This is a genomic window from Citrobacter sp. Cy070, assembly GCF_030332245.1.
GTDB lineage: Bacteria > Pseudomonadota > Gammaproteobacteria > Enterobacterales > Enterobacteriaceae > Citrobacter > Citrobacter youngae.
This window is the reverse complement of sequence record NZ_JAOWIG010000073.1, coordinates 47,583-66,076: the sequence shown is the minus strand read 5'-3', so window position 1 is coordinate 66,076 and position 18,494 is coordinate 47,583. Positions and strand designations below refer to the sequence as shown.

Annotated in this window: 18 protein-coding genes and 1 pseudogene; 5 read left to right on the top strand and 14 right to left on the bottom strand. The window is 53.7% G+C overall.

Annotated elements, in window-relative coordinates; genetic code table 11:
- Positions 1-2: 2 nt before the first annotated feature.
- The 5 genes from OGY19_RS13925 to OGY19_RS13905 are packed head-to-tail and all read right to left on the bottom strand — an operon-like array spanning position 3 to position 4,930.
- Positions 3-1,397, bottom strand: a complete 1,395-nt coding sequence (locus OGY19_RS13925) for a GntP family permease (protein ID WP_197081310.1) — start codon at positions 1,395-1,397, stop codon at positions 3-5.
- Between the two features lie 37 nt (positions 1,398-1,434).
- On the bottom strand, positions 1,435-2,358 hold the full coding sequence (locus tag OGY19_RS13920; RefSeq protein ID WP_061067904.1) for a 3-hydroxyacyl-CoA dehydrogenase family protein: 924 nt from the start codon (positions 2,356-2,358) through the stop codon (positions 1,435-1,437).
- A complete protein-coding gene (locus OGY19_RS13915; RefSeq protein WP_115602046.1) occupies positions 2,348-3,553 on the bottom strand; it encodes an acetyl-CoA C-acetyltransferase in 1,206 nt (401 codons plus the stop codon). Before OGY19_RS13915 ends, OGY19_RS13920 begins: the two co-directional genes overlap by 11 nt.
- A gap of 10 nt (positions 3,554-3,563) precedes the next feature.
- Complete coding sequence (locus tag OGY19_RS13910) at positions 3,564-4,220, bottom strand: CoA transferase subunit B (protein ID WP_048211657.1); 657 nt, start codon at positions 4,218-4,220, stop codon at positions 3,564-3,566.
- A 2-nt stretch (positions 4,221-4,222) separates the two neighbouring features.
- A complete protein-coding gene (locus OGY19_RS13905) occupies positions 4,223-4,930 on the bottom strand; it encodes a CoA transferase subunit A (protein ID WP_048211658.1) in 708 nt (235 codons plus the stop codon).
- Positions 4,931-5,072: 142 nt separating this feature from the next.
- On the opposite strand from OGY19_RS13905, the gene OGY19_RS13900 reads away from it, so the two are divergent.
- Complete coding sequence (locus tag OGY19_RS13900; RefSeq protein ID WP_115602047.1) at positions 5,073-5,963, top strand: LysR family transcriptional regulator; 891 nt, start codon at positions 5,073-5,075, stop codon at positions 5,961-5,963.
- 10 nt (positions 5,964-5,973) lie between these two features.
- On the opposite strand, the gene OGY19_RS13895 is transcribed toward OGY19_RS13900, so the two are convergent.
- The 7 genes from OGY19_RS13895 to OGY19_RS13865 are packed head-to-tail and all read right to left on the bottom strand — an operon-like array spanning position 5,974 to position 12,897.
- Positions 5,974-6,915 carry an ABC transporter ATP-binding protein gene (locus OGY19_RS13895; protein WP_061067900.1) on the bottom strand — a complete coding sequence of 314 codons (942 nt, stop codon included), beginning with the start codon at positions 6,913-6,915 and terminating at the stop codon, positions 5,974-5,976.
- Positions 6,908-7,894: an ABC transporter ATP-binding protein gene (locus OGY19_RS13890; RefSeq protein WP_115602048.1), complete on the bottom strand. Its 987-nt coding sequence runs from the start codon at positions 7,892-7,894 to the stop codon at positions 6,908-6,910. The genes OGY19_RS13895 and OGY19_RS13890 overlap by 8 nt, the downstream gene beginning before the upstream one ends.
- The gene (gene ddpC / locus OGY19_RS13885; RefSeq protein WP_115602049.1) at positions 7,891-8,787 is read right to left on the bottom strand and encodes a D,D-dipeptide ABC transporter permease; all 897 of its coding nucleotides are present in this window, start codon (positions 8,785-8,787) and stop codon (positions 7,891-7,893) included. Before ddpC ends, OGY19_RS13890 begins: the two co-directional genes overlap by 4 nt.
- Positions 8,784-9,806, bottom strand: coding sequence for an ABC transporter permease (locus OGY19_RS13880; RefSeq protein ID WP_115602050.1), 1,023 nt, complete (start codon positions 9,804-9,806; stop codon positions 8,784-8,786). The genes ddpC and OGY19_RS13880 overlap by 4 nt, the downstream gene beginning before the upstream one ends.
- 44 nt (positions 9,807-9,850) lie before the next feature.
- Positions 9,851-11,413: an ABC transporter substrate-binding protein gene (locus tag OGY19_RS13875; RefSeq protein ID WP_101742193.1), complete on the bottom strand. Its 1,563-nt coding sequence runs from the start codon at positions 11,411-11,413 to the stop codon at positions 9,851-9,853.
- A gap of 15 nt (positions 11,414-11,428) precedes the next feature.
- A complete protein-coding gene (ddpX, locus tag OGY19_RS13870; protein ID WP_115602051.1) occupies positions 11,429-12,016 on the bottom strand; it encodes a D-alanyl-D-alanine dipeptidase in 588 nt (195 codons plus the stop codon).
- Positions 12,017-12,030: 14 nt separating this feature from the next.
- Positions 12,031-12,897, bottom strand: a complete 867-nt coding sequence (locus tag OGY19_RS13865; protein WP_048211666.1) for a MurR/RpiR family transcriptional regulator — start codon at positions 12,895-12,897, stop codon at positions 12,031-12,033.
- Between the two features lie 399 nt (positions 12,898-13,296).
- On the opposite strand from OGY19_RS13865, the gene hdeB reads away from it, so the two are divergent.
- The 3 genes from hdeB (at position 13,297) to OGY19_RS13850 (ending at position 16,331) form a co-directional block, all read left to right on the top strand.
- On the top strand, positions 13,297-13,626 hold the full coding sequence (gene hdeB, locus OGY19_RS13860; protein WP_005122660.1) for an acid-activated periplasmic chaperone HdeB: 330 nt from the start codon (positions 13,297-13,299) through the stop codon (positions 13,624-13,626).
- Positions 13,627-13,781: 155 nt separating this feature from the next.
- On the top strand, positions 13,782-15,725 hold the full coding sequence (locus OGY19_RS13855; protein WP_061067896.1) for a methyl-accepting chemotaxis protein: 1,944 nt from the start codon (positions 13,782-13,784) through the stop codon (positions 15,723-15,725).
- Positions 15,726-15,812: 87 nt separating this feature from the next.
- Entirely contained in the window at positions 15,813-16,331 is a 519-nt protein-coding gene (locus tag OGY19_RS13850; RefSeq protein ID WP_115602052.1) for a hypothetical protein, read from the top strand.
- On the opposite strand, the gene OGY19_RS13845 is transcribed toward OGY19_RS13850, so the two are convergent.
- Positions 16,328-17,695, bottom strand: coding sequence for a glycoside hydrolase family 10-like protein (locus tag OGY19_RS13845; RefSeq protein WP_115602053.1), 1,368 nt, complete (start codon positions 17,693-17,695; stop codon positions 16,328-16,330). The genes OGY19_RS13850 and OGY19_RS13845 overlap by 4 nt on opposite strands.
- A 12-nt stretch (positions 17,696-17,707) precedes the next feature.
- Positions 17,708-17,992, bottom strand: a complete 285-nt coding sequence (locus tag OGY19_RS13840; protein WP_048211670.1) for a VF530 family protein — start codon at positions 17,990-17,992, stop codon at positions 17,708-17,710.
- 181 nt (positions 17,993-18,173) lie between these two features.
- On the opposite strand from OGY19_RS13840, the pseudogene OGY19_RS13835 reads away from it, so the two are divergent.
- Positions 18,174-18,359: pseudogene (locus tag OGY19_RS13835) on the top strand (hypothetical protein); the annotation flags it as partial.
- Between the last annotated feature and the right edge of the window lie 135 nt (positions 18,360-18,494).

Sequence of the window (18,494 nt, the reverse complement as noted above, 5' to 3'; positions counted from 1 at the left end):
CCTTAAACAATACCGGTGGTGTAGAAAACGCCGATCACAAACAGCACGGCCAGGCTTTTGATTACGGTGATGGCAAAAATCCCGCCGTACGCCTGACGATGGCTGAGGCCGGTAATCGCCAGCAGGGTAATGACCGCGCCGTTATGTGGCAGAGTGTCCATGCCGCCGCTTGCCATCGATGCGACGCGGTGGAAGACTTCAAGTGGAATATTGGCGGCATGGGCGGCAGCAATGAACGTATCAGACATCGCCGCGAGCGCAATACTCATCCCGCCGGATGCCGAGCCGGTGATCCCGGCAAGCGTGGTAATGCTGATCGCTTCATTGAGCAACGGATCGGGAATCGCAGCCAGCGCTTTTGACAACACCAGAAATCCCGGCAGGGCGGCGATAACCGCGCCAAAACCGTATTCTGATGCGGTATTCATCGCGGCCAGGATAGCGCCGCCAACCGCCGTTCGGCTGCCTTCCGCCAGGCGACCTTTGATATTGCGATAGCCGAACACCACCACCAGCAGGATCCCCGATATCAATGCCGCTTCTACCGCCCAAATAGCCGTAATTTTCCCCACTTCAGTGGTAATAGGTTTGGCAAGCCCCGGGAGTTCCAATTGATGCGTTGCGCCATACCACTGCGGGATCCAGCGGGTAAACAGCAGGTTAAACACACCCACCAGGATCAGCGGAGAAATAGCAATAATCGGGTTTGGCAGGTTAATGTTATCCGGCGTCTCCGGCTCGTTTAACAGCTCAGTGCCATAGCCTTCATTTTTAGCCTGCGCTTTCCGACGCTGGCGCTCGAGGTACATCAGGCCAACAAAGATAATAAAGAGCGAGCCAATCAGCCCCAGCCACGGCGCGGCCCAGGCGTTAGTCCCAAAGAAGCTGGTTGGAATGATGTTCTGGATCTGCGGCGTCCCCGGCAGGGCATCCATCGTGAAAGAGAATGCCCCCAGCGCCACGGTTGCCGGGATCAGGCGCTTCGGAATATTACTTTGACGGAACAGTTCAGCCGCGAACGGATACACCGCAAAGGCCACTACGAACAGCGACACACCGCCGTAGGTCAGGAGAGCACATACCAGCACAATCACCGGAATGGCGTGACGACGTCCGAGAATGTTGATGGCAGCAGCAACGATTGAACGGGAAAAACCGGATAACTCGATTAACTTGCCAAACACCGCTCCCAGCAGGAACACCGGGAAGTAAAGCTTTACAAAACCGACCATTTTTTCCATAAACAGACCGGTGAAGGCGGGGCCGACGGCGCTCGGTTCCGTAAGCAGAACAGCACCTAATGCCGCGATGGGGGCAAACAGGATAACGCTGTATCCGCGATAGGCTGCCAGCATCAGCAAGCCCAGCGCTGCCAGGGCGATTAATACACTCATCATGACTCCTTATTATTATAGTGGGGTACAGAAAGAGACGTTATGGCTTCAGGGCAAAGCGCAGTTGATGTTCACGGCGTTGCTGGATGTATTCCTTGCGCGAATCATCCCAGCGATAAAAGCCCTGACCACTGCGCAAGCCGGTGTCGCCGTTGGCAACCTTGTCAGCAACAAGTGACATCATGTCGCTGCCGGTGGCCAGCTCCGGGAGCAGATGGCGGCAAATATCCTGCACGGTGGACAGTCCTGTCATATCAGCCGCCTCCAGCGGACCGACCATCGCATAGCGACGCCCGAGGGAGGCGCGCATCACCTGATCCACCACTTCCGCGCTGGCGATCCCGCTTTTGACGATATGTAGCGCTTCACGCAGCAGTGCGAATTGCAAACGGTTACCGACAAACCCCGGTGCGGCGCGATCGAGCACCACCGCTTCCAGTTGCATCGAGAGCAACAGACGTTGCAACTCGCTGAGATATTCCGGTTTCGTTGCTGAACCCGGCACAATTTCAACCAGCGGAATAAAGTGGGGGGGATGCCAGAAATGGGCAATCAGCAACCGTTCGGGGTGGGTGAGTTTTTCTGCCAGCGCATCCGGCGGCAGGCCACTGGTATTACTGGCGATCACCGCATCTGGGGCGATTAATGCTTCCAGTTGTGCATACAGTGCGTGTTTGAGCTCGAGTCGTTCCGGGATCGCTTCAATCAGTAATTGCGCGGTGGCGATATCCTGCAGCGAAGTCGTACCGTGCAAGCGACTCAGAACCGACGCTTTTTCCTCTGCGTGAAACTGGTCAGTCGCGATCAGCTCATCGAGAATGCTCCCGGCAACGGCGTTAATTTCAGCAATCCGGTCGCTATCGGTATCAAATAGCCAGATATTATGGCCAAAACGGGCAAAATGGGTGGCAATGCCGACGCCCATTAAACCCGCGCCCAGGACGCTAAAGTGATTATTTTGCATGCTGTTCTCCTGTTGAACGCTCTACCGCCAGCGCGACGCCCTGACCGCCGCCTACGCACAGCGTAGCCAGCCCTTTGGTCGCGTTACTGCGCGCCATTTCATGTAACAGGGTCACCAGAATGCGGCAGCCAGAGGCGCCAATCGGATGACCCAGCGCAATCGCACCGCCGTTTACGTTCACCCGGTCGCTGTCCCAGTTCAGGGATTCGCCAACCGCCAGCGCCTGTGCGGCGAAGGCTTCGTTGGCTTCAATGAGATCGACATCATTCAACGTCCAGCCCGCTCGCTTCAGGCACTGGAGTGACGCCTCTACCGGCCCAATGCCCATAATGGCCGGGTCGACACCGGAAACGGCGTAACCCGCCACCCGGGCAAGAACCGGCAGATTAAGTTCTGTTGCTTTGGCGGCGCTCATCAGCATCACCGCCGCCGCGCCGTCGTTGATTGATGAGGCGTTCCCGGCGGTCACTGTGCCATTACCAGGACGAAAAGCCGGTTTCAGTTGTGCCAGTTTCTCCGCCTGAGTATCCGGGCGCGATTGTTCATCACGCTCAACCAAACGTGGTGGTTTTCTCCCTTGTGGAACACTGACCGGCGTGATTTCTGCATTGAATCGACCGGCTTCAATTGCCGCCGCGGCTTTCTGCTGAGACTGCAGCGCAAAGGCATCCTGCTGCTCGCGACTGATAACGAATTTATCCGCCAGATTTTCCGCAGTAATGCCCATGTGGTAGTCGTTAAACGCATCCCACAACCCGTCGTGTACCACGCTGTCTTTCAGACTGGCATGCCCCAGACGCAGACCCGAGCGTGCGCCGTCGAGAAAATAGGGCGCATTGCTCATGCTTTCCTGGCCTCCGGCAATGATGATGTCCGCATCACCGCAGCGGATAGCCTGCACCGCCTGTTGCACCGCTTTCAGACCTGAACCACATACCAGATTGATGGTTAGCGCAGGGACCGTCACCGGCAAGCCAGCCCGTAATGCTGTCTGTCTGGCCGGATTCTGGCCGCTGCCCGCCGTCAGAACCTGCCCCAGGATCACCTCGTCAATTTGCTCCGGCGCGACGGCGGTTTTTTCCAACAGAGAGCGGATCACCACTGCCCCAAGTTCCACGGCACTGAGCGGTGCCAGCGCCCCGTGGAAACTGCCAATGGGTGTGCGCGTTGCGGCGACAATAACAACATCCTGCATGGTCAGCTCCTCAGCTAAATTGCATTTCGGGGACGTTTTCGGGAACGATCAGCTTGCCGGCTGTTCTGGCGACAATCTCATCCACGCTGATGCCCGGCGCACGTTCGCGCAGAATGAACGCGCCATCGGCGATCTCCAGCAACGCCAGGTCGGTAAGCACGCGTTTAATGCAGGCCACGCCGGTTAATGGCAGGGTGCAGGCGGGGAGCAGCTTGGACTCACCGTTTTTGGACGCATGCGTCATCACCACAATGATGTTTTCAGCCCCGGCCACCAGGTCCATCGCGCCACCCATGCCTTTCACCATTTTTCCGGGGATCATCCATGAGGCGATATTGCCGTTAACATCCACTTCAAACGCGCCGAGCACCGTCAGGTCAACGTGACCGCCGCGGATCATGGCGAAAGATTGCGCCGAGTCGAAGATCGCCGCGCCTTTGCGCGCCGTCACGGTCTGTTTACCGGCGTTGATCATGTCAGCATCAATTTCGTCTTCGATCGGAAACGGGCCCATCCCCAGCAGACCGTTCTCCGACTGGAGCATCACGTCCATCCCATCGGGAATATAATTGGCCACTAAAGTTGGAATACCGATCCCAAGGTTGACGTAATAACCGTCGCGCAGTTCCCGGGCGACACGCATCGCCATTTGTTCACGTGTTAACATGGTCAGGCTCCTTTCTGGCGCAGGGTGCGTTGTTCAATGCGTTTTTCAAACTGCCCCTGAATGATGCGGTTTACGAAAATTCCCGGGGTATGAATTGCGGCGGGGTCCAGCTCGCCGGGAGGGACAATTTCTTCGACTTCCACGACGGTAATACGCCCGGCGGCGGCCATCAGTGGATTAAAATTCTGTGCGGTGTGGCGATAAATAACGTTGCCGTACCAGTCGGCTTTCCAGCCTTTGACCAGCGCAAAATCACCGGTAATCGCCTGTTCCATAATGTAAGGACGGCCGTCAAATTCACGTACCTCTTTGCCTTCGGCAACGGGTGTACCGTATCCTGTGGCGGTGAAAAACGCCGGGATCCCTGCGCCGCCGGCACGTAACTGCTCAGCCAGCGTGCCCTGTGGGGTCAGAATGGCTTCCAGTTCACCGCTCAGTACCTGCTTTTCAAACAGCGCATTTTCGCCAACATAGGACGCTACCACTTTACGTACCTGACGTGTTTCCAGCAGCACACCGAGGCCAAAACCATCCACGCCGCAGTTGTTTGAAACGACGGTCAGTCCCTGAACCTCCCGACGGCGTACTTCGGCAATCAGGTTTTCAGGAATACCGCATAAGCCAAAACCGCCCGCCAGCAGCGTCATATTGTCGGTCAGCCCTGCCAGCGCCTCTTGATACGTGGCGACACGTTTATCCAGTCCAGCCATACACTTGTCCCTCCAGTTGTCCTTGCCGACATCATTGGGGGTGAAAAATGATTTGTTAATTTTAAATTTGTGACTCACTCATTGGGTTTTTTTATCAATTTAATGTTAATTAAAGGTATTCAATAGGTTAAAGGAATGCGAAATGGGAATGAGCATCAAACAGTTACGCGCGTTTTTAGCGGTAGCTCACACTCTGAATTTTGCTCATGCCAGTGAAAGACTGAATATGTCGCAGCCCGCATTAAGCCTGGCGATTAAAGGACTTGAGGACTCGCTGGGCGGGGCGTTACTGTTGAGAACCACCCGCAAAGTGACCCTGACGCAGGAAGGAGAAACGCTGCTGAATATGGGGCGACAACTGCTGGCGGACTGGGAGAATACGGAAGAAGCAATGCGCCAGCGCTTTACACTGCAACGCGGTAAAATCTCCATTGCTGCCATGCCTTCGTTTGCGGCTAACGTCCTGCCACAGGTACTGAAAACCTTTCGGGATTGCTATTCCGGTATTAACGTGACGGTTCACGATGTGATCAACGAACAGGTCATTGAAATGGTGAGTGAAGGGCGGGTGGAGATGGGGATCGCCTTCGAGCCTGATTATTCAGGGCAACTACACTTCACGCCGCTCGGTGTCGATCGTTTTGTGGCGATCGTCCCGCCAACATCCAGGCTGGCGGGGCGAGAGCGTATTGCGTGGCGCGAACTGCTGACGCTGGATTTTATTACGCTGCAACGCCCATCTGCCGTGCGCCTGATGCTGGAAGAACAACTGGTGCAAAGCGGACATACGCTGGACGTGGCGCTGGAAAGCCATCAACTGGTGACCGTTGGCCGTATGGTGGCAAGCGGATTAGGCGGCAGCGCAGTCCCCGCACTGTGTCGAACACAAATGACGGAACTTGGCGCAACCTGTATAGAGCTTGACGGTCCCGTGATCCAGCGGCGGATCGGGGTGCTGCGTTCGGCACACCATAAATTATCAACCGCGTCGGGAATGCTGGTGGACGCGCTGAAAAAGGCGTATCTCGCCTGAAAATGCGTAGTCAGCAGATGTCAATGGCCCGCCAACAACGAACTTCGCGTCCGGTTTCATTTTTCAGTAATGTCTGTTTTTTTTCACATCCGTGGGTTGCCAGCGGGCATCTGTCGCGGAAAAAACAGCCTTGCGGTAGTGTCCTGTTGCCGGGGAGTTCGGTTTTACGCAGGACCAGGTCTTCAGCCAGCGGCGTACCCGTTTTAGGCACCGAATCCAGCAACAGACGGGTGTAAGGATGCGCCGGATGCGAGAGAACCTGTTGCGCATCGCCCAGCTCAACAATTTGCCCAAGGTACATCACCGCCACGCGGTCGCTCATATGCCGTACGACCGATACGTTATGCGATATCAGCACAAAAGTCAGATTCCGGCGTGCCTGCAATGCAACCAGCAGATTGAGGATTTGCGCCTGTACCGAAATATCCAGTGCCGACGTCGGCTCATCAAGGACGATCACATCCGGCTCCGATGACAGCGCGCGGGCGATGGCAATACGCTGACGCTGTCCGCCAGAAAAGGCATGCGGCAGGCGATCGAGGTATTCCGGACGAATCCCTACCTGGCGAGCCAAATCCTCGGCCAGGGCGCGGCGTTCGCGTTCAGGGCTACGCTTTTGGATCCATACCGGTTCAGTGATTATTCGCCATACCGGCAAGCGCGGATCCAGGGATGAAAGCGGGTCCTGAAAGACCATCTGCATACCGTTATGCTGTTTGCCACCGCCGCAAGAATAGTGCCCCTGGCTCGGTTTGAGCATCCCCATCAGCAGTTGTGCCAGCGTACTTTTACCGCAGCCGGATTCGCCAACAATCCCCAGCGTTTCCCCCTGGCGGATTTGTAAATCCAGACCGTTGAGTGCATGCACCCGCTCTGTTACTTTGCCGAGCCAGTTTTTTCGCGCGGGGAAGTTAATATGAACATCCTGCAGGTCCAGTAAAATATCAGACATGTGTCGTCTCCAGTTGTGGGTACCAGCAGGCGGATTGTTGATCCGCACCGCCCTGGCTGCATAAATCAGGTGTTTCTTCACAGCGAGGCCCCGCGGCAAAGCAGCGATCGCGGAACGCACATCCGACGGGTAAACAGGTTAAATTCGGTACGGTACCCGGAATCGCGGGGAGCAAAGCACGCGGTTCACCGTGCTCAGGCGCACACTTCAGGAGGCCAATAGAGTAGGGATGTGTGGGGTGCTGAATAACGGTTTGCGTCGGGCCGCTTTCAATCACGCTCCCGGCATACATAACGTATAACCGGTCACACAATTGCGAGACGACGGCCATATCATGGCTGATAAACAACACGGCGGTACCGCTGGCCCGCGCTTTACGCTTCAGTAAGCGCAGCACCTGAAGCTGTACCGTGACATCCAGCGCGGTGGTGGGTTCATCGGCAATGATCAGGTCTGGCTCACAGGAAAACGCGAGCGCAATCATCACGCGCTGACGCATCCCCCCAGAAAGCTCAAACGGGAAGCGGGACATTACTTCCGGGGCATCCGGGATTTGCATTTCTTCCAGTAACGCAATGGCTTTCTGCCGGGCATCCGTGCGGCTCAATGCCTGATGGTGACGGATGACCTCCACCATTTGCTGGCCGATTCGTCGTGTTGGATTCAACGCCGTCATCGGCTCCTGGAAAATCATCGCCACGCGCTGGCCGCGCCACTGGCGCATTTTTTTTTCGCTGGCAGTTAAAACATCTTCACCCAACAGCGTAACGCGCCCCTGATGGATACGATAGCTTCCTTCGGGTAACAGACGCATGGCGAGCATGGCCGTGACGGATTTCCCTGAGCCAGACTCACCAACCACGCCGACAATTTCACCCCGGTTGATATGCAGCGACACATGATTCAGCGCATGCACATCCGCTTTATAACCGGGGAAGCTCAGATGTAAATTCTCGATCTCCAGGACAGGTTGTGTCATGACTGTTTTCCTCCGGCTTTCGGATCCAGCAGATCGCGAATACCATCACCAAAGAGATTAAAGCCCACGGCGGTAATCAGAATGGCGGCACCAGGAAATGCGCAATACCACCACTGGTCAAGCACGTAGTTTCTACCAATTGCCACCATTGCGCCCCATTCAGCGCTGGGTTGTTGGGCGCCGAGGCCAATAAATCCGAGCGTGGCGGCCATCAGGATCGCACTGCCAATATCCAGTGATGCCTGCACAATCAGCGGGGGAAGTGAATTGCGTAAAATATGCCAGCTGATCAGATGCCAGCGTGATGCGCCATAGGTTCGCGCGGCCTGTACATAAGTAAACTGACGAACGACCAACGTTTGACCGCGGGCGAGGCGTACATAGAAAGGAATACGCACAATCGCAATCGCCAGCATGGCGTTGAACAGGCTTGGCCCTAATGCAGCGGCCAGTGCCATTGTCAGTACCAGCGAAGGAATGGACAGCATAACATCCATCATACGCATGATGATCGCATCGGCACGTCCGCCCATCACGCCAGACAGGCATCCCAACAGCGAGCCCAGCCCGCCAGCGATACCCACCACCACCAGACCGGCGACAATTGACTGCTGACTTCCGACCAGGACGCGGCTGAACAGATCACGACCCACTTCATCGGTGCCAAACCAGTGGCTGGCCGACGGTGGCAACAGGCGAGCGGTCAGATCGATGGCGTTAGGATCGTAAGGGGTGATCCACGGAGAGAGCACCATTAACAGTAGCATCAGTACAATAATAACGCCGCCAATCAGCGTCAGCGGGCTGCTTTTCATCATCCAGAACAATTTGGCCCAGTCCGTGCGACGGCGGGCGGTCTGCGGGACCGCTGGTGTTTCTTGTGTGAGCATCATTGTGCGCCTCCACGTCCAATTCGAGGATCTACCCACAGATAGAGCAAATCCACCACCAGGTTAACCAGCACATAGGCGAAGGAGACCACCACGGCAAATCCCATCACGGCCGGGAAATCAAGCGCCTGAATGGAGGTCACAACCCAGGCGCCCATGCCCGGCCAGGCAAAGACCGTTTCGGTCAGTACCGCGCCATAGAGCAGATCGCCCAGGGCCAGACCCAGCACGGTTATTGACGGAATCAACGCATTCGGCAGTGCATAACACAAAATGATGTACCAACCCGGTAAACCACTGGCACGCGCGGTGCGGATATAATCTTCACTCAGTTGCTCCAGCATGGCGGAACGAATCTGGCGGGCAACGATCCCAAGATGTACAAAAGCCAGTGTCAGCGACGGCAAAATCAGGTGCTGAAGCGCATTGAAAAAGACTTCGGCGTTGCCTTCCAGCAGTGCATCAATCAGGTAGAATCCGGTGACGTGAGCAGGTGGATCCAGCCAGTCGTCTAAACGTCCACCGCCGGGTAAAATTTGCAGATGACCGTAAAACAGCACGATAACGCCGAGGCCCAACCAGAATGCCGGGGTCGAAATACCGGTGATCGCCATCAGGCGGACGAGGTGGTCAAGCCAACGGTTGCGCCAGACAGCAGACAGAATACCCAGCGGGATACCGATGATCAGCGCCAGCAGCAGAGAGCAGAAGGCCAATTCAAGAGTGGCAGGGAAGAATACGCGCAGTTCATCCAGCACCGGACGGCCGGTGCGAATGGATGTGCCTAAATCACCCTGAAAAATATCGCTGACGTAACGGAAAAACTGAATATACAGCGGCTGATTCAGTCCCAGCTGTTGGCGAATATTTTCGACAATTTCATCACTGGCGCGATCGCCGGCCAGCAGTCGTGCAGGGTCGCCCGGGATCAGGTGTGAAATAATAAAAGTGATTACACAGACACCGGCAACCACCAGGATAAGTCCCCAGCATCGCTGGCGTAAAATGCTCCAGAAGGTCATTGGCTTCCCCTTGCGGAGCCAAATCGACTCCGCATTAATGTGGTTTATTTACTCATGGTGGAGATATTGAAGACCTGTTCCAGCATGGGGTTGAAGACAAAACCTTTGACGTCTTTATTCATCGCCAGCTGGTAGTTTTTCTGGAATAAATAGACGTAAGCCGCTTCATCAATGACGATGGTTTGCGCCTGCTGGTAATCATTGGTTCTGGCGACCTGGTCGGTGGTGGCCAGCGCGCTGCGCAGCAACTTATCGACCTCACTGTTTTCATAGAATGAACGGTTACCCGGCAAGCCTTTCTTATCCGATTCGAACCAGTAGTTCATGAACATGTACGGGTCAGCAAAGTCCGGGCTCCAGTTACCGATGGCAATGTCATAGTCACCTTTACCGACGCGATCTCGCATGGTGGCATTCGCCAGTTTTTCCAGTTTCACCTTAATGCCTAACTTGCCGAGGCTGGCCTGAGTGGAGAGCGCAATTGGCTCCCAGTTAGGATCGTTATCGGAATACAGGAAGCTCAGGGTTTCGGGTTTGTTGGCAACGTTACCTAATGCTTCTTTTGCTTTCGCTTCATCAAAGCTGTACTGCATGGCCTTGTCATCAAAACCCCACATCCCCTCAGGAATAGGGCCACGCATCTGCTTGCCGTTACCGCTGAGGATCCCATTTACCATGCCTTTATAATCGGTGGCCCACGAGATGGCGCGGCGCAAATCCACCTGATTGAGCGGCGCTTTACTGTTATTCAGATACAGATAGGTGACGCGCAACGAGGGATAATCCGCCACGTTGACTTTACCTTCCTGTTTTAAGGCAGCAAGCTGGTCAACAGGAAGCGCATCGGCAATGTCGATATCGCCACGGGACAGTTGCAAACGACGGGAAGCGCTTTCTCCGATGATCTTGACCGATACGCGTTTAAACGTGGGTTTAGGGCCGGAATAATGTGGGTTGGGTACCAGTACCAGTTGTTGTCCTTTTTGCCAGCTCTTCAACATGAAGGGACCAGACCCGGCCGTATTTTGTGCCAGAAATCCACGGGCATCATCAGCGGCATGCTCTTTTAAAATCGCCGGGTTGATAATTGAGGCGCCGTCATTTGCCAGCGTATATAAGAACGGCGCGAATGGTTGGCTAAGGGTAAATTTCACCGTGTTGTTGTCGATGGCATCAACTTTCAGATCTTTCGGAAATGCCTCAGCCGGCCCTTGACCGATCTTGAGCAAGCGCTCAAAAGATTGTTTTACTGCATCAGCGGTCACTGGCGTGCCGTCGGCGAATTTTGCATCGCTTTTCAGGGTAAAGATCCATTCTTTTTGGTCATCAGACGCTTTCCAGCCGCTGGCCAAATCACCTTCAACTTCCGTGGAACCTTTGCCGCCCTCTGTTTTGTACTGAACCAAACGCTGATATGAGGGATAGGTCACCGTCCAGTCGTTGTTATCGATTGTTACAGCGGGGTCGAGCGTTTGTGGATCGGCGGCTTTACCGATAACCAGCATATCTTTAGGGACGGCGGCCTGTGCGGCAGGCAAAGCGACCGCCAGCGCAACGGCTAACAGAGCGGGGCGAAAAAACGAGGTTAACGCAGGTGTAGTCTTCATAACCAGGCTCCAGAATTAAAGGGGATGTTGTGTTGTTATAGACGTGACAGTGTAACAAGCTATTTGATCGTCAAGCAGCGGGTAACGCGCGGCATTTGGCAGTTCGAAATGCCACCACTCGCTGTTGATGCCGACAAAACCGCCGCCGAACATGATGGCATTGAGCAGCAGTCGATTACGCTGCGCAGCCGGAGGAACTGAAGGGTGCCAGGCATGGGAACGGTCATGCATTTCATCAAAACCAGCCCCCATATCGAGCACATTACCGCGAGCATCCATCAGCGTGACGTCAATGGCCGTACCCCGGCTGTGATTCGAACCGATCGCCACATCCACCACATACTGCGGATCCGGACAGGCATTCCACAGTATCGCCTGCGCCTGTTGTGGGCGGTAGGCGTCATACACCACCAATGACAAACCCGCCAGTTGCGCGATGCTGATGCTTTTAGCCAGTGCAGTGACGGCCTCGGAATGCAGCAGGCAGCGCGCTTCCTGGTAGATGGGCGCGCCGGTAATGTTATCGGCTGTAGCGTATTTCAGGTCGATATGCAGTGACGGGAAAATCACCGACAAATCGACCAGTTCTGGGGTATCTGACATAGCACGTTTCCTGTTTATTGTTCGAATTGACCAAATTGTTGTTGTAACTGGCGGTTAGTTTGCAGGCGTCCCGCGAGGGAGTCGCCCAGTTGCGCCACCACCGCGGAGAGTAATAAGTTGAACAGGCAACTTACCGGAGCAAGCGAATCCCAGAAGTGCCCGGTATCCGTTTTCACCTGAAGTAAATCAATGGCATAGTCTCTGGCCCAGGGGCACCATACATCCGTGATTAACGCCAGAGGAATGCCGCGCTCACTGGCAACGCGGCAATATTGTCGGGATGTCGCCGAGTAAGCGCGCGTATCGGTGATCACGACATAAGGTTGATTAAATCCCGAGTTCAGCGACTCAACCCAGCTACCGGAAAGTCCTTCGGAGTAACTCACTTTCGGGCGCAGATATTCCAGATGGCTAAAAAAGGCGTTAGCGATCCCGCGGGTGGACTGGATCCCAAGGATATAAACGGCTTCTGCCTGCGCCAATTGCTGCGCAATACGTAAAAATGTCTCGCTTTGCGCCAGTTGGTAGACGTGGGTGATAGCGTCAATCTCCAGCAACAGCGACTGTTGTGCGCGGTCAGGTAGATTTTGCTGCTGGTGCCAGGAGTCCAGGCGCTCGTTCATTCCCCAGGGCTGATAGGGAATAGCCGGTATTTCACGCAGGCTGGCTTTCGCATCTTCCAGGTTACGAAACCCGAGTTTACGCAGGTAGCGCCCGACGGTAATGCCACTGGTTCCTGCTGCTTTCGCGATGCCGTCTGCCGTTTCAAAAGGGATCTGTGCAGCGTGCGCTAACAACCAACCGGCAACGCGCTTTTCGCTGGGCGTTAGCTGGCTAAAGGTCCTTTCTATGCGGGCAAATAACTCAGGTTTTGATGTCATTACCATCTCGCTGTTAGTTGTTTGTCAGATACCGCGTCACTGTTACCGGATTAACAATGCAGGACGCGTGCCAGGTCGGCGACAGCGCTGCGTCGGGGTTCTTTGTTAAAAAACATCAATTTTCATTAACCAATGATCAACATTTGTGCAGCGTAGTTCAGTTTTGGTGCAAAGGTAGGGTAAGTGAGGGATGAATCTGCTGATTTCGTCGTAACGATCACATTGTGTGCAACATTTCTTATCAGACATCAGAATCAGTAATGTGAAATATAAATTTCAGCCATATCGATGGCCGTAACCTTTATTCCTATGACGGTGGGAGTATTATTTTTTGCGAACTACATTAACGGTTTAAAGCGCAAGTGTAGATATTATCTGGATTATAAATGGAGTACTACAATGAATAAATTCTCCCTTTCTACAGCAGGCATCCTGGTCGCAGCGCTGTTAACCAGTGTAAGCGTCAATGCAGCAACTGATAACGCTAAAACTGAAGTCACTCCGAAAGGCATGAGCTGCCAGGAGTTTATTGATTTGAACCCGCAAACTATGGCTCCGGTTGCTTTCTGGGTGCTGAATGAAGACGAAGACTTCAAAGGCGGCGACTTCGTTGACTATAACGAAACCATCACTACAGCTGTGCCTCTGACCGTTGAACTTTGCAAAAAACATCCGCAAAGTGAATTAAGTAAAATAAAAGAAGAAATCAAAAAAGAATTATCTAAATAAGATTAGCCATGTATTAAAACCCAGTCAGAGTGCTGGGTTTTGCTATATGTGACAACGTCACTTATTTATTTCGTAATACTTAAGAAAACGTTATAAAGATATAAACTCCTGTGCCGATACTGGGTAAAAGTTAGCCTTTTGCAGAAGGAGTTTGTATGGCCTGGTATCCTACTCGTATTTCAACGCGGTTAACCATTGGCGGCATCCTGCTGCTTGCGGTGACCACCCTTGTTATTGTTGCAATTATGCTCTGGCGTGGTCAGCCACGCGTCGTCGAAATCAATACCGCTCTGATAGAAGAAACAGGGCAAGGTTTAACCCGTCAACTGAGTACTGTGCTATCCCGAATCGAGGGCGAAACCGTCAGTCTGTCACGACTGGCCGAAGTACTGCCTAATGATGAGTCTTTGTATCAAAGCGTGGTTCCACACCTGATTGGCGAAGACAGCCACTCAATTATTACCGGCGGCGGGATCTGGCCAGAGCCAAACGCGTTTACCCCGGGAGTAGATAAACGTAGCTTTTTCTGGGCGCGCAATGCTGAGGGCAAGCTTGATTTTTCGAATGATTATAATGCCGAAGGATCTGCCGGTTATCACAATGAAAGTTGGTATCAGCATGCCAAAGGTCACTCACAGAACAGTTGCCTGTGGTCTGATGTTTACCAGGATGCCAGTTCCGGCGTGAACATGGTGACGTGCAGTATTCCGTATCAATTAGCCGGCAAGTTTGCCGGTGTGGCCACCACCGATATTCGTCTGGATAACGTAGCGACCTTTATGCAGCAGCAAGGCAACAGCACCGGCGGCTACGCATTTGTGGTTGATAAACAGGGGCAGATCCTCTATTTCCCCCAGGCCGATCAGACAAAATACAAAACCTTTAGCGATCTGGCGCAAAGCGCACACTGGCTGGCTCCGGTAGAAGCCGGGCTGAAATCGCTGCGCGCGACTGATGGCGTGAAAACCATCACGCTGGAAAGCGATAACGTACTGAATGCTCCGTCACGCGTAATGTTGTTCCCGATGGCTGATACTGGCTGGGTCGTAGGGCTGGTGACACCGGAAACGCGCATCGTTGGCCTCGCCAAAGTCATGATGCAGGATGTGCTGGAAGTGCTGATCCCGATTATGACCGTGTTGCTGGTAGGATCATGGCTGGTGGTGCGTCGCTTGATCTCTCGTCTCGATGATACACGTCGCGCACTCGATGATATCGCACAGGGTGAAGGCGATCTTACCCGACGTCTGGATGTTAGAGGTAAAGATGAGATTTCAGATATCGCGGAAGCCTTTAACCTGTTCGTCGATAAAATTTCCGCCATTCTGATCACCGTCAGAAGCAGTAGCGTGGTGGTAGCCAATAACGCCGTCAGCCTGGCCGACAGTAACATGGAGCTTTCTTCACGGGTAACTCAGCAGGCGGCTGCGCTGGAAGAGAGCTCGGCCGCGATGGAACAATTAAATGCGACCGTTCATCAAAATGCGAGCAACACGCAACTGGCAGATGAACTTTCCGACAACACTGCGCAAACGGCGAATCGCTGTGGCGACGTGATGCAAGGTGTGATCTCGACAATGGATAACGTCAGTGCCTCGTCCGGTAGAATGGTGGAAATTGTAGCCGTCATCGACAGTATTGCATTCCAGACCAATATCCTGGCGCTGAATGCCGCCGTTGAAGCCGCCAGAGCAGGGGATGCAGGCAGAGGATTTGCGGTTGTTGCCTCTGAAGTTCGTACCCTGGCACAGCGCAGTGCCACTGCAGCCCAGGAAATCAAAGCGTTGATTGATGAGTCCGTTTCGCATGTTGGCAGCAGCAGCCAGCAAATCCACAATGCAGGTGAGCGCCTGGAAGAGCTGGTCAACAACGTGCGTCAGGTTAGCCAACTGATGGGGGAAATCCGTGTCGCGGGTGACGAGCAACGTAAGGGCGTTTCCGAAGTCACGCTCGCCGTCACCGAAATGGACAGCACCGTGCAGCAAAACGCATCGTTGATTGATGATGCTGCCACGCGAACCCAGGTACTGAAAGAAGAGGCGGAACAATTAGCGCTACTGGTTTCCTCCTTCAAATTGCCGGAGCCTTCAGCGGCCTGACCCCCACGTAAAGTATCCGGGGGCATCGTCTGCACCCGGATAACTCCAGGCTACACTTAACGTAGTTAACACGTCGGGAGCCGGAGTATGGCTGAGTTTGTCGTAGCGATGCTGGTGCACACACCGGTGTGGGTGTATGTCTTGTTGGTCTTCCTGTTATTTCGGGGGATTAAAGCCAGGATACCCGCTACCGTTACGCTGGAAAAGCTGGCACTGATCCCGGCGCTCTTTCTTTTTTGGGATATTTACGATTTAGCCACTTACCGCGATCAGTCCATCAGTACGTATCTGCAGTGGATGGTTGGTATTATTAGCGGCGCGATAGTGGGCTATATGTTGATAAACCCCGGTCGTCTGACACGCAGTAGCGCACCACGCAGCATTCATCGCCCGGCAGATTACTCTGCATTACCGTTCATGATGTTGGCCTTTGGCATCAAATATGTACAAGGTGTATTGAATGCTATCGCACCCGATATTTTACGCCAGCCGGTAATGAGTGCGTTGGCAATTATTACCGGTGGCGTGCTCGCCGGGGTGTTTATCGGGAAATTTATCCGCTACGTCAGCGTTTATCTCCGGTCACCAGCCCCCGGCAATACTTAGCGTCCCCAACGGTCACGAATATAGGTCACGGCTTCCTGGGTTTGCGGTTGGTTAAGATAGTCCTCTCGAAACAAGATAGTGCCATTAATATTCGGTTCGGACTCGTTCAGATCGAGTTGTTTTTTAAGCTCCGGCACACCGCCTTGTACCGTCCAGTCCGGTTCTTTTCGCGACGGCTCACCCACTTTATACAGCGCCACGCCAATATACAGGCGGGTATTGGTGGATTTCACCACGCCAGCCCACCATTTTGCCAGTACATCATAACGCGCCGCATCACGGGCGAAAGGCCAGTACAGCTGTGGTGCGATGTAATCCAACAGACCTAATTGCACCCAGCGCCGGGTATCGGCATACGATTCATCATACGCTGCCGCACCACGGGTGTCGGAGCCTGCCGGATCGTGGGAGCGATTACGCCACACGCCTGCAGGACTGACGCCAAACTCCACGTCAGGCTTAAGCTTTTTGATGGTCTGTGAAACCTGTTCGATCAGCCGTTGCGTGTTATGACGTCGCCAGTCCGCTTTTGAATCAAAACCCTGGCCATACCGTCTGAAAGTCTGGCTGTCGTTAAGCGCCGAACCCGGCGATTCGGTATAGAAGTAGTCGTCAAACTGCACGCCATCCACCGGATAATTCTCAACGACTTCCGCCACGATGCTGGTTATCCAGTCGCGCACGTCAGGAATACCCGGGTCCAGTACAAAACGGTCACCCGATGTACGGATCCAGTCCCGATGCAGAACATAAACGCTGGACGGGTTCTGCGACAGCGTGCGGTTTAATTCTGCGACCGTTGAAGGCTTCGTATTGACGGAGACACGGTAGGGGTTAAACCAGGCATGAACTTTCATCCCGCGTTTGTGCGCCTCATCGAGCATAAATTGCAACGGATCGTAACCAGGATCCTGGTCAATGGTGCCGGTCAGAGTGTCTGACCAGGGGAGAATTTTGGATTGCCACAGCGCAGTGCCGTCCGGTTTCACCTGGAAAAAAACGGTATTGATCCCAAGACGTTTCAGATTATCCAGCTTATCCGTCAGCGCTTTTTGCTGCTGGCTGATGCGGATGGCGGACGAACTGATGTTTACGGATGAGACTGGCGGCCAGTCCAGACGGGAAACCGTTGCCAGCCAGATACCACGAACCGGTTCTTTGCTCTGTTGCGGCGTTGTGACCGGGGGGTGAGGGTTAACCTTCGGTCCTGGCGGTTGTGAAGAGCAACTGCCAAGTAACAGCATACTGCCAACCAGTGCAGCGAACCATTTCACGTTGGTTAGCGGTAGCGAGTTGCGGGAACGGGCGAGCAGAGTCGCCAGTTTTTTCTGATAATGACCTGAAAAAAAACCGGATGCTGACATCGAATTTTGCTCTTATTTTTTCTTGTTGCGGCTGTTAGCCCAGGGATCAATAGCAGGAGCAGTGGGTTCTGGTGCAACGTCATACAGAGAATCAAGATACAGTGCTTCAACTTCTGCTCGCGCCCACGGCGTACGACGCAGAAACTTCAAACTGGATTTAACGCTCGGTTCATTTTTAAAACAGTTAATGTTTATCCGTTGGCCAAGTTCAGCCCAACCATAACGATTAACCAGGGCATTGACCTGCATTTCAAGCGTCACGCCATGTAAGGGGTCTTTAGAAATGTGAGCATTCATATGAAGTCCAGTTCGGTGGTTCCAGATTTTGTCAGTTGCACGAGCGCAAGGTTACAAGAAAGCAAGGCGACCAGCAATGGTATAAACCGGCATAGCACGGTGAATGAGTACCAGGCCAGCAATGTGCGCGCAGTACTTGAAACAGGCGAAAGAGAAGGGCGAAGTGACTATTCCCAGCGACCTGGCTAATGATGTCTGTACGCAAGGTCATAGTTTTGGAAAATGGCTGCTTAATGATGTTGTATTGCGCATTTCTAACTTAGCTGATCAAGTGGGTATCAAGGCCATCATGGTGCATGCCATTGATGACAAGGCCCGGGCCTTTTATGAATATTTTGTAATGGGGGGAACCCGTAGAGGGTTATGAGTCAGGTACGCATTGATTTGATTTAACATAATATACATTATGCGCACTTAGATAGAGAGAAGTGAAATCTGCCATACTGGGTTCATCATTGTGCTGGTCATTGATAACGCCTGACAGCGTTGTTCCTGGATTCAG

Coding starts and splice junctions, on each gene's coding strand:
- OGY19_RS13925 (WP_197081310.1), bottom strand. CDS start 1,397: ATGATGAGTGTATTAATCGCCCTGGCAGCGCTGGGCTTGCTGATGCTG.
- OGY19_RS13920 (WP_061067904.1), bottom strand. CDS start 2,358: ATGCAAAATAATCACTTTAGCGTCCTGGGCGCGGGTTTAATGGGCGTC.
- OGY19_RS13915 (WP_115602046.1), bottom strand. CDS start 3,553: ATGCAGGATGTTGTTATTGTCGCCGCAACGCGCACACCCATTGGCAGT.
- OGY19_RS13910 (WP_048211657.1), bottom strand. CDS start 4,220: ATGTTAACACGTGAACAAATGGCGATGCGTGTCGCCCGGGAACTGCGC.
- OGY19_RS13905 (WP_048211658.1), bottom strand. CDS start 4,930: ATGGCTGGACTGGATAAACGTGTCGCCACGTATCAAGAGGCGCTGGCA.
- OGY19_RS13900 (WP_115602047.1), top strand. CDS start 5,073: ATGGGAATGAGCATCAAACAGTTACGCGCGTTTTTAGCGGTAGCTCAC.
- OGY19_RS13895 (WP_061067900.1), bottom strand. CDS start 6,915: ATGTCTGATATTTTACTGGACCTGCAGGATGTTCATATTAACTTCCCC.
- OGY19_RS13890 (WP_115602048.1), bottom strand. CDS start 7,894: ATGACACAACCTGTCCTGGAGATCGAGAATTTACATCTGAGCTTCCCC.
- ddpC (WP_115602049.1), bottom strand. CDS start 8,787: ATGATGCTCACACAAGAAACACCAGCGGTCCCGCAGACCGCCCGCCGT.
- OGY19_RS13880 (WP_115602050.1), bottom strand. CDS start 9,806: ATGACCTTCTGGAGCATTTTACGCCAGCGATGCTGGGGACTTATCCTG.
- OGY19_RS13875 (WP_101742193.1), bottom strand. CDS start 11,413: ATGAAGACTACACCTGCGTTAACCTCGTTTTTTCGCCCCGCTCTGTTA.
- ddpX (WP_115602051.1), bottom strand. CDS start 12,016: ATGTCAGATACCCCAGAACTGGTCGATTTGTCGGTGATTTTCCCGTCA.
- OGY19_RS13865 (WP_048211666.1), bottom strand. CDS start 12,897: ATGACATCAAAACCTGAGTTATTTGCCCGCATAGAAAGGACCTTTAGC.
- hdeB (WP_005122660.1), top strand. CDS start 13,297: ATGAATAAATTCTCCCTTTCTACAGCAGGCATCCTGGTCGCAGCGCTG.
- OGY19_RS13855 (WP_061067896.1), top strand. CDS start 13,782: ATGGCCTGGTATCCTACTCGTATTTCAACGCGGTTAACCATTGGCGGC.
- OGY19_RS13850 (WP_115602052.1), top strand. CDS start 15,813: ATGGCTGAGTTTGTCGTAGCGATGCTGGTGCACACACCGGTGTGGGTG.
- OGY19_RS13845 (WP_115602053.1), bottom strand. CDS start 17,695: ATGTCAGCATCCGGTTTTTTTTCAGGTCATTATCAGAAAAAACTGGCG.
- OGY19_RS13840 (WP_048211670.1), bottom strand. CDS start 17,992: ATGAATGCTCACATTTCTAAAGACCCCTTACATGGCGTGACGCTTGAA.